Genomic DNA, 12,964 nt, shown 5'->3' on the forward strand with positions numbered 1-12,964 from the left:
GTTACATGCTACATTCGTTACTACCGTTGTACCGCTTACTGCACTGGCAGGCTGCGTTACTGTTGCGTTAACTGTTCCTGTACATCCGTTTGCATCAGTGATGGTTACGGTGTACGTTCCAGCTGCTAACCCTGTTCTGTCTTCGGTTGTGATTCCACCACCCCAGTTGAAGGTGTAAGGTGCTGTTCCACCAGTTGGTGTTAAATTAATTGCTCCATTGGAAGCGCCGTTACATGCCACGTTGGTTACTACTGTAGTTCCGCTTACTGCGCTGGCAGGCTGCGTTACTGTTGCGTTAACTGTTCCTGTACATCCGTTTGCATCCGTGATGGTTACGGTGTACGTTCCAGCTGCTAACCCTGTTCTGTCTTCGGTTGTGATTCCGCCACCCCAGTTAAAGGTGTAAGGTGCTGTTCCGCCAGTTGGTGTTAAATTGATTGCTCCATTGGAAGCGCCGTTACATGCCACATTGGTTACTACTGTAGTTCCGCTTACTGCGCTGGCAGGCTGATTAATGGTGAATGTTCTTGTAGTCTGACATCCCAAATTATCTGTTACCGTTACCGTGTAAGTTCCGGCAGACAGACCTGTAGCTGTTGCAGCCGTACCACCGAAAGGTGCCCAAGAATATGTATAAGGCGCTACGCCACCCGACGGTACAACTGTAGCAACACCATTTGAGCCGCCATTACAGGATACATCCGTTTTGCTGCCTGTTGTACTGATGCTTACGACCGTTAATGTAGCAGCATTAGAAGTGGCAGACCCTGCTCCAGTTGCGACAGCACGGTACTGGTAACCGTTCATAGCTGAAGTAGCCCCTGTGATCGTTAAAGTATTGGTGGTAACTCCCGAATAGGGAGCCGTATTGGTTAAAGCAATAAAACCACTGCCGGAATTTTGATACCACTGGTAGGAGGTAGCTCCCGAAGCAGTAACTGTAAAGGTAGTGGTGCCTCCTGCACAGATGGTTCTGTTAGCCGGATTCGCCGTGATTACAGGACTACTCGCCAGAAATGTACATCCTGAATACTGCGATCCTGCAGCAGTACTGAGCGTCCAATTGGCATTATTCATAACCGCTGTTCTAATATTAGCAACTGTTGAGGTTGGAACACCGGTACAGTTAAACTTTCCGGATCTTGCAACTATGACACCAGATACCGGCCCTGTATAAAATGCATTAGTTCCTCCAGTAAGTCCCGGTGGCATTAATGAGGCGTTCGGGCTTCCAACAGCGTCACTATTCCATGCGGCTGTTGTAGAACCTGCTGTATAAAAGTAATTGATACCGGCAATACAAGTTACATTAGCACCTGTAACACTTCCGTTTCCTCCCTGAAAAGCAATGATCTGATCTCCAACAGATGATAAAACCAATCCATTGGCGGATGTTCCGTCGGTAAGTGACACAGTACCATTGGGTGTAGATGTGCTTGTTGCAGGATTATAAACAGAAGCTGACAACGCTGAAATATACACTTCTGTGCCAGGAGGTAATGCTGTACCGCTGGTCCATGTAATTGCAGACTCCGTTGAACCGGCTGCCTGCCATGCATTTCCTCCCTGATATCCACGGTCGGTAAAACTTATTTGGGTGCCGCTTGATATTGGAGCAAGCAATACAAATGAGAATACATCTACCGCAGTAGAGCTCGAATCATAAGAGGTAAACGCAATCCCTCCCGGAGAGAGCGTAGTTTGCGCCTGGGCATATCCCAGCAACAACGCCCCCGTTGTGACGACTGTTTTCGCCAACGTTTTGATTGTAGAATAAAAGTTTTCCATTTTAAATTATATTTAAGTTATAAATTGAGAGAATTTCTCACCTTTCCTAAGCCCGAAAGCGGATAATTTATGCCCGCTCATGAAACCCTCTTCGGTGTATATTATATTTAATCTTAGATATGAATTATGATTACATTTAACAACTAATCCGTTTTCATCATCCAAATACAAGACAGTTCCGGGAAGTGCTTTATCATGATCTATATTCTGAACAGATGTAGCTTCCAAAACTCTTAAATTCCATCCGTTCCATTGGGTATAAGCACCTTTATTCCATGGATTGCAGGCCCTTATCAAAGCTTCAATGGCTTCAGCATCTTGCTTTTCCCATGAAATGCAGACATCGGAAGCACCGGGTTTCGGATAGTAGCGCGCCTTTTCTTCATTTTGTTCCGTTCCCGGAAAATTTCTTTGTAAAAGACTTAAAAGTTCATTTAAAAGGTTAGCTCCTAACCACGACAAGTGAGTGCATAAAGCACCATGCGTCATATCCGAAGCAACGGGAATATTTTTTTTAAGAATAATGGCTCCTTTATCAATATTTCGATCAATAACATGAACAGTAATTCCCGATTGTACAGAGCGGCTTCTTATTGTTTCAAAGACAGGATCAGCCCCACGCATTTCGGGTAAGAGTCCGTAATGGAAATTGTAAAATTTCCCAGGATACAAAGCAAGAATTTCAGAAGAAATTTTCCAGGGGAAAGTCATGGTAAAAACAGTGCCTGCAGCTGAAATATTCATCATGTCTTTTATTTGATCAGTGTAACTTTCTCTGGTCACAATAAACAATGGTATTCCTGACTGCTTTGAAAGCATGGAACAAAATTCAATGACTTCCGCATTATTATCAGGAACTCCTAACGCACAAAGCCGGCCTACAGACTGTAAAGCCTGCAAAGCCGGAAATGCCATCCGGTTATTACATAATACTGCTATTTTTAATGTGCCTGTCATGATTCTAAACAGGCATAAGCATTAAGCCATGTATTGGCCTCTACCGTCCTTATATATTCAATATTGCGTTGTAAGCCTTCCCGTTCTGCGTCTGTAACGGAAGATGGATGAATGTCTTTTAAAAGGCAGTTTCCCGTGTCTTCATTTTTTGAAACGGTTGCGTAATAAATTTCAGCCTCCGAAAATCCGTTTTCAGGATTCATGTATACTTTTCCGCGCGGCGATTGAATGGTCATTCCATTAAAGTCTGTGTTTTCAAGGCCTATAAACTTTGCAGCTTCCCATCCCAGTAAAGAGAAAAGATTGGCCTTACCATATTTAATTCCATCCATTATTTTTACAAAACTTTCATTTTCAGGAATCTCCAGATTTCTGGACCAGGCTATCGCTGCATTCCAATTGTATCCGGGATAGGTAATTTTATCAAGCCAGGTTTCATCGGAAGTAAAGCCTGTGCCATACACTTTATAGTGGATTGACGTTTGGCTGCTTTCTGCAAAAAAGTCTTCAGCCATATCACCGCAAAACGCTGCAAGCACTGCGGTTTCCTGTTCTTTTTCAAGAAATTCCGTAAGTGGCTTCAATGTAAAATCAGAACGTTTGAGAGGAGTAATATGATTAAATACTATAGATCCTCCTTTTTCTTCCGCTGCCGCTGCATATACATAGGAAGGACGATATCCCGCATCATAAAAAGAACAGCTAAACGCAAAATTCCTGAACCCGTCTTCAATAGCTTTATGCGTTATTACACGGGTACAGAGACCTCCCTGAAGCGAAATAAACCATGCATTTGAAAGTTTTTTGCTGAATTTAGGAAAATGGTAACCGCTGTCAAGCACAATCAGGGTTTTTCCTGAAGATTCAAAAAGAGGATGTACAAATTCTGCTGAAAAAGGATTCATATATGCTATTATGATATCGGTTCCATTCAGCAAAAACTGTTCGCAGTGATCGTAAATTTCCTCATTTTTTGCAGCAACCCCTATTCCTGCTGAAACGATTTCATGGTAACCTTCCAGTCCCATATTTTTAAGGGATTGCTTAAAACCATCCATAATATCGAATGAAATGGACGGATAAATAACAGACCGTGGTAAAAGTAGAGCTATTTTCATATTGTTGATAAAGTCAGTCTGCGGCAAAAGTGTTTTGCCGCAGATTGAATAAATAAATGCTGATTAAGATCTTGAGGGAAAAATTCCGTACATACAGATGATGTAATTGATACCGAGATAAGGCTGACGAATACTTATCGGCTGACCTGCCCCTGAAACGCTTAAAGCAAATGCATTTGATATTGGCTTCATGGTACTGTCCGGTTGCTCGGTAGAGTACAAGCCTTGTAATGATGCAAGCGTACTACCTGCGGGAGAGCCGGTATTTCCTTCATCTGAAAATGTTTTTATAGAAACAATTTCGGAGCCTGCGGTGTGGGTATGCGCTGGCATATGCTGTATATCGCATGTTACCGTTTCAGTACCCGCTTTCATTCCTAATTGAAAAACTGTAGTTCCAGCTCCGTTTCCGGTTCCCATAGCTGTTCTTCCTGCAAAATTCGGGAGCATAAAGGTTGTTATCCCATCACCCCCGTATATTGTACCTAATAATGCAAAAAGTGCCTGGTTGGTATTAATTGCTATTGTCTGCCCCTGACAAAACGCCCAATTTTTGGGAGCAAAATTTCCGGCAAACATTCTTATTTCTGACATGGTTCCTTCCATAATAATCGTTTTTTAGTTAATAAATTTCATGATTAATCCTGTCTTGGCGGATAATATCCCTCAAGACAAATAATGTAGTTGGTAGCCAGCACAGGCTGTATAATACTAAACGGAATATTGCTTCCTGCAGCAGATATAGAACCTGTTGTAGTAGCCGGTGCAATAAAGGTATCTGGTGCCTGCGTAGAATAAGCAGCAGCAGATCCTGCCAACACATTGCCTGCCGGAGACCCCGTATTTCCTTCATCTGAAAAACATGGAAAAGCAATTGTTGCAGCAGCAGTATGGTTATGTGCAGGCATTTGTGCGGAAGTCATCGTAACTGTTTCAGTTCCTCCCTTCTCTCCTAAATCTATTTGAGACAGACCAGCTCCCTGCCCTGTTCCTACAGCAACTCTCCCCCGCAAATCCGGAACACCAAATGTAGTGCGGCCGTCGCCACCGAAAGTGGTTCCTAATATTGAATATACTGTACTAAATTGTGCGATACTATAAAGCGTTCCGTCGCAGAAAGCCCATCCTAGCGGGGCAAAGTTTCCACCAAATAAACGGATTTCTCCTATGTAACCTTCCATAATGATATCTTTTTTAGTTGTTATTAATTTTGTTTAAAATTTCATTGATTATCCTCTTGAAGGATAAACGCCGTAAAGGCAAATGATATAATTCATTCCAAGGGAAGGCTGAAGGACATTGAGTGCATTATTTCCTCCCGTAATACCTATCTGCATTGACAATGGAATAGGTCTTGTGGTAGAGTCTGTACCCTGGTTGGTGTACATGGATGCCTTTGATGCAAGAATGTTGTTTGCCGGAGTGCCCGAATCTCCTTCATCCGAATAAGCCGGAATGACTACATTTCCTGATAAGCTGTGGGTATGCATAGGCAAATTAGACATTATGAGCGTTACAGAGTCTGTTCCCGTCATTTCTCCCAGACGATAATAAGACAAGCCGGGCCCCTGACCTACACCAACGGCAGATCTGCCTGCAAGGTTCGGAAGACCGAATGTATTTACACCATCTCCACCATAAGTAGTTCCTAAAAGTGAGAATAAAGCCGTATTTGACCTGATAGCCAATAAAGCGCCATTACAATACTGCCATGATTTGGGAGCAAAGTTTGCGGCAAAAAGTCGGATTTCTCCAATTGTTCCGTCCATAATTATTGTTTTTAAAATGAAAATTTATTAAAGTGCAACTACCCAAGGTAATGATAAACGAAATCCCAACCTGAATAAATTGATAAGTTGTAAGCAAATTTCGGAGTGAAGAAGCGGATCCCTACAGACCAATTCAAAAACAAATTTGAAAAAGCCTGTTTTACAGTCTATCAATCATAAAAATTTGATGCTAATTTTAAAAAAGAATGGTGTACAGTGATTTTCATGATTATTATGTTTAGTTTATTTAGTTTTATTGTGGAAACTTTTTTATAGTGTCCAAATTTCATTTACAAATTTAATTTTATTATCGATATAATTACTATTTATTGAAAAAAATTAGTTAATAATTTATTATTTATGAATTATACCCATATTTATTGCAATATATCTTAGTGTTTCATTTTCCTGATAAAATTAGGCATTATAGCGTTATTGCAATTAAGTATTTATACTGAATTTGTATTAAAATTTTGTAATATTCCTTTGATTACAAATTTTACAACCCGTTTATTGTTAAAATATTTTCAAAACATTGATCTGTAATTTTATAAAAACCTGTTTTTCAAAAACTTAATAATTTTATGATACTCTAATTTCAATTTATAGCAAAAAAAGCCGCTCTAAACTTGCGTTTAAAGCGGCTTTTATTTTTATGAAGTTATATTTATTTCACTTCTTCGAAGTCTGCATCCTGTACATCTTCACTTCCTGCATTATTGCCTCCAGGGTTTTGAGCTCCTGCATCTGCACCAGGTTGTTGGCCAGCTGCATATAATTCTTCAGATGCTGCCATCCAGGCTGCATCGAGTGCTTCTGTTTTAGCTTTAACATCATCTGTATTTTTAGCTTCAAAAGCAGTTTTCAATTCTCCATGAGCTGTTTCGATGGCTGCTTTTTTGTCTGCCGATAATTTATCCCCGAACTCTTTCAGTTGCTTTTCGGTTTGGAAAATCAATCCGTCTGCTTTGTTGAAGATTTCAACTTCTTCTTTTTTCTTAGCATCTGCAGAAGCGTTTTCCTGAGCTTCTTTTTTCATTCTTTCGATTTCCTCGTCTGAAAGACCTGAAGAAGCCTGGATTTTGATTGACTGCTCTTTACCTGTACCTTTATCTTTAGCGGATACACTTAAGATACCGTTTGCGTCGATATCGAATGTCACTTCAATTTGAGGAACTCCTCTTGGCGCAGGCGGAATATCCGTAAGATCGAATCTACCAATCTCTTTGTTGTCGTTGAACATTGGTCTTTCTCCCTGTCCTACTCTGATGCTTACCGCCGGCTGGTTGTCGGAAGCTGTAGAGAATACTTCAGATTTTTTAGTTGGGATTGTAGTATTCGCTTCAATTAATTTAGTGAAAACCGACCCCATTGTTTCGATACCTAAAGAAAGTGGAGTTACATCAAGAAGCAATACATCTTTCACATCACCAGTTAATACCCCTCCCTGGATTGCTGCACCGATTGCCACAACCTCATCCGGGTTTACTCCCTTAGATGGTTTTTTACCGAAGAATTTCTCAACTTCCTCCTGGATGATCGGGATTCTTGTAGAACCACCTACCAGTATTACTTCGTCGATATCTGAAGTTGACAGCCCTGCATCTTTCAATGCTTTTGCCACCGGCTCCATTGATCTTCTTACCAGATCAGCAGACAGCTGCTCGAATTTCGCTTTCGTTAAAGTCTTCACTAAGTGTTTAGGACCTGTAGCTGTAGCCGTAATATATGGAAGGTTAATTTCGGTTTGCGGGGAAGAAGACAATTCGATTTTTGCTTTTTCAGCAGCTTCTTTTAATCTCTGAAGCGCAATTGCGTCGGCTTTTAAGTCTACTCCTTCTTCAGCTTTGAATTCCTGAGCCATCCAGTTGATGATCACATCATCAAAATCATCACCTCCTAAGTGCGTATCTCCGTTTGTGGATAATACTTCAAATACACCGTCACCCAAATCAAGGATAGAGATATCAAAAGTACCACCACCTAAATCGTAAACTGCAATTTTCTGATCTTTATGATTTTTATCAAGACCATACGCCAATGCTGCAGCGGTAGGCTCGTTGATAATTCTTTCTACTTTAAGACCTGCAATTTCACCGGCTTCTTTAGTAGCCTGTCTTTGTGCATCGTTGAAGTATGCAGGAACCGTGATTACCGCTCTTGTTACTTCCTGGCCCAGATAATCTTCCGCCGTTTTCTTCATTTTCTGAAGCGTCATTGCTGAAATTTCCTGTGGCGTATATTCTCTGTCGTCAATTTTTACTTTTACCGTATCGTTTGGCCCTGCAACGACTTCATAAGGTACTCTTGAGATTTCAGCAGCATCTTCTTTGAAATGCGTTCCAATAAATCTTTTGATAGAATATACTGTTTTCTTAGGATTGGTTACCGCCTGTCTTTTTGCAGGATCTCCTACTTTTCTTTCGCCGTCTTCTGTGAATGCCACGATGGAAGGCGTTGTTCTTTTTCCTTCTGCGTTAGGAATAACAACAGGGTCTTTTCCCTCCATTACAGCAACACAAGAGTTGGTTGTTCCTAAGTCGATTCCGATTATTTTACTCATAATATTTTTATTTTTCTATTTTAAATTTTAATTTACATTCTGTATTTCTCAATATTTATACCATATGTTTTTTTGTGACAAATTGACATAATAAAAAATAAAGCCCCGATAATTCGGAGCTTTCGTATTGAATAATTGGAAATATTTTCTCTATTTTTTGATGAACTTCATTGATTTTATAAAATCATTATTATAATAAGTTCTTACATAATATACTCCCGCAGCAAAGTCTCTTACATCAATCTTATCAGTTTCATTATTTATTGAAGCTCTTTTCACTAGCCTTCCTTCAGAATTATATATTTCTGCCTCATTAATTTTAACTAATGGGGAAGCTATGGAAATATACTGAGTTGTAGGATTGGGAAATAAATTGATAGAATTTACTTTTTCTACATCATTCACCGATAAGAATGTACAAGCATTAGAATTCAGCAGACTGGCTCTTGGTCCTGCCATGGTGTTGGTTTTGATTGTTTTCTGGTCATTGGTAAAAAAAGCCATTTCCTGATCTGTTACATAATCCATAAAGTTCATAAACATTGCTCCGTTAGCTGAGGCAACACAGGTATTTGTATTATCCGGGAAAGTGTTTCCTCCAAAATGAGGATCATTAGTTGCTGGCGTATCCGCACATCCATCATCATTATCTAAAGTCCCGCATAAACTTCCATCCTCTCCCCAAGGATGCAAAAGACCAAAGTAATGACCAATTTCGTGTGTTGCAGTTCTGCCTCCATTATAAGGAAATTCGGCTACGCCAGTAGTTCCGAAATATTTATAGCCAATTGCAAGACCATCTTCAGGATAACCTGCTGCATCTGGCAGATATGCCCATCCTAAAAAAGGACTTGGCATATCTCCTACCCAAATATTCAGATATTTTGTAGGATCCCATGCAAGAAGCCCCGAAGACTGATAATAATTAGTAGCAAAATTAAAGCTTGCTGCTACAGATTTTCTTTCAATACCTGTGGTGGGACTACCGTCACTTTTCTTCGTTGCCATACAGAATACCAGTTCCATATCTGCAGAAAAAGGTTGAAAAGCAGCCGGAACAATAGAACTATAGTCTGTATTTAATCTTCTGAAATCAGCATTAAGAACTGCAAGCTGAGACATAATTTGAACATCAGAAATATTCTGAGCTGCATTCTTATACAAAACATGCACTACAACAGGAATTGTAACAACAGTTTGGATATTCTTCGCATTTGTGTTTTTTGTTGTTAAATAATTTCTCAAATCCTGCTTTTTTGCTAAGGCATCAGGATTATTTGCAAAAAATTCTTTCATTTTCTGATCTGTTCCACAAGATCTTTGTCCAAAAACATTTGTAAGAATAAAAATTGTAAAAAATAGTAATGTTTTTTTCATTGTAAATAATTAATTAAGCTAATGTAAAAATTAAAAACAACATCACAAAAAACTATAAAAACATAAGAAAAATGCATTATTTATTGATAAATAATTACAATAATTTAATAATCATTAAATATTATAATTTTAAGAAAAATATAAAATGAATTACAATTATATTGAATGGAAAATAATTTCATAAAAATAATCTTAACATTTAAATAAACTTTAATCCAAAAAATCATAAATAATAAAAGACAATTACTATTTTTGATAAATTTCATTACCAAATATGTCATTACACTTTAATCCCAGAGATATTACCTGGCTTGCCTTTAATGAAAGAGTGCTTCAGGAAGCAATGGACGAGAAGGTTCCTTTACATTTGAGAATACGTTTTTTAGGGATTTTCTCAAATAACTTAGATGAATTTTTCAGAGTTCGCGTTGCCGGATTAAAACGTGCCATGGATTTTAAGGAGAAAGTGATTGCCGAATCTTTTTACCAGCCTCCTTCAAAAATTCTTCAGAAAATCAATGAGATTGTCATCAGACAGCAGCAGAATTTCGATAAAACATGGAAGAAAATCCAGGCGGAAATGGCAGATCATCATGTATTTATAAAAACTTCAAAAAACTTAACTGCAAAACAGAAAGAGTTCGTAAGAAAATATTTTGATGAAGTGGTAGAATCAAACGTGATCCCGATTCTGCTTCACGAAAATACCCCGATGCCTTACATGAGAGACAAAAGTCTCTATCTGGGTGTTGCCATGAGAAAAAAAGAATGGCTGTATTCCAGCAACTATGCCATTATTGAGATCCCATCGCGTTTTGTAGGAAGATTTGTCCTGCTTCCGACAGAAGATCCGCAGGAAAAAGACGTCATGCTTTTGGAAGATGTAATTACTTTCAACCTTCCCCATATTTTCTCATATTTCGGGTATGATGAATTTTCGGCTAATGCTTTTAAAGTAACCAAAGATGCTGAGCTTGATCTTGATAATGATATCAGAACCAATTTTGCAGAAAAAATTGAAAAAGGATTAAAAAACAGGAGAAAGGGAAAGCCCACCCGTTTTGTTTTTGATAAAGACATGGATAAAGCGCTTCTTGAGATGCTGATCCGAAAACTGAATCTGGCAAAAAAAGACAGTATCATTCCGGGTGGAAAAATCCACAATTTCAAGCATTTCATGGATTTTCCGGATGTTTTTGAAAAATATGAAAAGCCTGTAGAAAGAACTTCTTTTACCCATCCTGCTTTTGAAAATACAGAAAGGGTAACGGACGTCATTTTGAAGCACGATGTTCTTCTAACGTTTCCTTACCACAAATATAACCCGGTTATCGACCTCCTCCGTGAGGCGGCAATGGATCCTGATGTAAAATCAATCCAGATTACGGCGTACCGCCTGGCGAGTAATTCAAAAATAATCAATGCCCTGATCTATGCGGCACGAAACGGAAAAGATGTTACGGTAATGCTTGAGCTGCAGGCGAGATTTGACGAAGAATCCAACCTTGAATGGAAAGAAATGCTGGAACCGGAAGGAATTAAGGTATTGATCGGTATTCCGAATAAAAAAGTTCACGCCAAGTTGTGTGTCATCAAAAAAAGAGCAAACAATAAAACCATCCAGTACGGATTTGTGAGTACCGGAAATTTCAACGAGAAAACAGCAAGAATATACGGAGATCATTTGCTGATGACGGCAGACCGCGGAATAATGGCAGACATCAATAAAGTGTTCAACGTTCTTAAAAAACCAAAGGATGATTTTCTTCCTGTCCTTAAGACCTGTAAAAGTCTTTTGGTATGCCCGCAGTTCATGAGGGAGAAGATCGTTCATCATATTGATAAGGAAATTGAAGAGGCAAAAGCAGGAAGGCATGCGGAAATCATTGTTAAAGTAAATTCTTTGAGCGACCGGTCACTGATTGAAAAATTGTATGAAGCTGCCAATGCAGGAGTGCACATCAGAATGATTGTGAGAGGCATTTACTGTGCTGTGAACCAGAAAGAATTCAAGGAAAAAATAAAGGCAATAAGTATTGTTGATGAATACCTGGAACATGCGAGAGTAATGTATTTCTATAACAAAGGTGCTGAAGACCTTTACATTTCTTCGGCCGACTGGATGACCAGAAATCTGGATTACCGAATTGAGGCTGCTGCCAAAATCACCGATAAAAACCTGAAGAAAGAATTAAAAGATATTCTCAACATACAATTGAAAGATAACGTAAAAGCTCGTATTTTAGACAAAAAATTGAGCAACGAGTACATTCATAATGATAATGATGAGTGCCGTTCTCAGATCGAGACCTATCGATATTTACATGCTAAAACGAACAATAAATGAAGATTGCAGCCATAGATATAGGAAGTAATGCGGCCAGACTGCTGATTAATGAAGTAAAAATTAACGATAAACAGCCTGAATTCATCAAACTTAACCTTCTGAGGATTCCCCTGAGATTGGGAATGGATGTTTTTACGCTTGGAAAAATAGGCGAAGAGCGTGAGAAAATGGTTATTGATTCTATGAAAATTTTCAGTGATCTGATGAAAATTTATAAGGTAGAACATTACAGAGCCTGTGCCACAAGTGCCATGCGTGACGCTGCTAACGGCCGCGACATTATTAATGAAGTAAAAAAAACTTCCGGAATTGATATTGAAATTATTTCCGGAGATGAAGAAGCTTCCCTGGTTTTTGAAAATCATATTGCAGAAGGGCTTGATAAAGATTTTGCCTATCTATATATTGATGTGGGTGGCGGCTCTACGGAGCTTACTTTCTATGAAAACGACAAAATGCTTTACGAAAAATCATTCAATATCGGAACAATACGTTTGCTGAATAATTTAGTGACACCCGACAACTGGAAAGACATGAAGGAAGAGATCAGGAAAAACATCAACAGTAAAAAGCCTATTGTTGCCATCGGTTCGGGAGGAAACATTAATAAAATCTTTTCAATGAGCAAAACGAAAGACGGCCGGCCGATGACGCTGTCGCATCTGAAAAAGGTTTATAAAGAATTGAATGATCTCACCGTAGAAGAAAGAATGACGAAATATAATCTCCGTGAAGACCGTGCAGATGTTCTGGTTCACGCCCTGAAAGTTTTCAATAACGTAATGACATGGTCGGAAATCAATAGGATTTTTGTTCCGAAGATCTCCGTAGCTGATGGATTGATCCATAATATTTTCAGTCGTTTACAGAACAATAAATAACCCCATTTCATTTAGATCATTCAAAACCGGCCAAGCGATCGGTTTTTTTGTTAGCTGTACTTTTATAGGGAACGGCAAATACCCTACATGCAATATCTGTTTGAGTTCATTTTTTCTGTTTCGGGGGGGGGGGGGGAGCCCCCCCCCCCGAMAAAAAAAAAAAA

10 protein-coding genes and 1 pseudogene are annotated in these 12,964 nt (G+C 39.1%); 2 read left to right on the forward strand and 9 right to left on the reverse strand.

All coding sequences use genetic code 11. From position 1 onward, the window contains the following. From SOP96_RS01850 to SOP96_RS01885, 8 genes and pseudogenes are all read right to left on the reverse strand, one after another. Positions 1–1,788: pseudogene (locus tag SOP96_RS01850) on the reverse strand (SprB repeat-containing protein); the annotation flags it as partial. Positions 1,789–1,800: 12 nt separating this feature from the next. Then, positions 1,801–2,745 (reverse strand): formyltransferase family protein, encoded by a 945-nt coding sequence (locus SOP96_RS01855; RefSeq protein WP_326319533.1) that lies wholly within the window; start codon positions 2,743–2,745, stop codon positions 1,801–1,803. Further along, positions 2,742–3,863: a type 1 periplasmic-binding domain-containing protein gene (locus SOP96_RS01860; protein WP_326319534.1), complete on the reverse strand. Its 1,122-nt coding sequence runs from the start codon at positions 3,861–3,863 to the stop codon at positions 2,742–2,744. Before SOP96_RS01860 ends, SOP96_RS01855 begins: the two co-directional genes overlap by 4 nt. Before the next feature lie 63 nt (positions 3,864–3,926). Next, complete coding sequence (locus SOP96_RS01865) at positions 3,927–4,469, reverse strand: phage tail protein (RefSeq protein ID WP_326319535.1); 543 nt, start codon at positions 4,467–4,469, stop codon at positions 3,927–3,929. A 32-nt stretch (positions 4,470–4,501) separates the two neighbouring features. Further along, positions 4,502–5,044 (reverse strand): phage tail protein, encoded by a 543-nt coding sequence (locus SOP96_RS01870; RefSeq protein WP_326319536.1) that lies wholly within the window; start codon positions 5,042–5,044, stop codon positions 4,502–4,504. Between the two features lie 48 nt (positions 5,045–5,092). Continuing rightward, entirely contained in the window at positions 5,093–5,632 is a 540-nt protein-coding gene (locus SOP96_RS01875) for a phage tail protein (RefSeq protein ID WP_283423690.1), read from the reverse strand. A 667-nt stretch (positions 5,633–6,299) separates the two neighbouring features. Then, a complete protein-coding gene (dnaK, locus tag SOP96_RS01880) occupies positions 6,300–8,195 on the reverse strand; it encodes a molecular chaperone DnaK (protein ID WP_326319537.1) in 1,896 nt (631 codons plus the stop codon). A gap of 150 nt (positions 8,196–8,345) precedes the next feature. Next, a complete protein-coding gene (locus SOP96_RS01885) occupies positions 8,346–9,572 on the reverse strand; it encodes a zinc-dependent metalloprotease (RefSeq protein WP_326319538.1) in 1,227 nt (408 codons plus the stop codon). Between the two features lie 274 nt (positions 9,573–9,846). On the opposite strand from SOP96_RS01885, the gene ppk1 reads away from it, so the two are divergent. Then, the gene (gene ppk1 / locus SOP96_RS01890; RefSeq protein WP_326319539.1) at positions 9,847–11,919 is read left to right on the forward strand and encodes a polyphosphate kinase 1; all 2,073 of its coding nucleotides are present in this window, start codon (positions 9,847–9,849) and stop codon (positions 11,917–11,919) included. Then, the gene (locus tag SOP96_RS01895; RefSeq protein ID WP_326319540.1) at positions 11,916–12,800 is read left to right on the forward strand and encodes a Ppx/GppA phosphatase family protein; all 885 of its coding nucleotides are present in this window, start codon (positions 11,916–11,918) and stop codon (positions 12,798–12,800) included. Before ppk1 ends, SOP96_RS01895 begins: the two co-directional genes overlap by 4 nt. Here SOP96_RS01895 and SOP96_RS01900 read toward each other — a convergent pair. Further along, the coding region (locus SOP96_RS01900) for a hypothetical protein (RefSeq protein ID WP_326319541.1) at positions 12,783–12,964 on the reverse strand (182 nt) is incomplete at its 5' end. The two genes, SOP96_RS01895 and SOP96_RS01900, sit on opposite strands and share 18 nt — an antisense overlap.

This window comes from Chryseobacterium salviniae (assembly GCF_035819015.1).
In the GTDB taxonomy this organism is placed as follows: domain Bacteria; phylum Bacteroidota; class Bacteroidia; order Flavobacteriales; family Weeksellaceae; genus Chryseobacterium; species Chryseobacterium salviniae.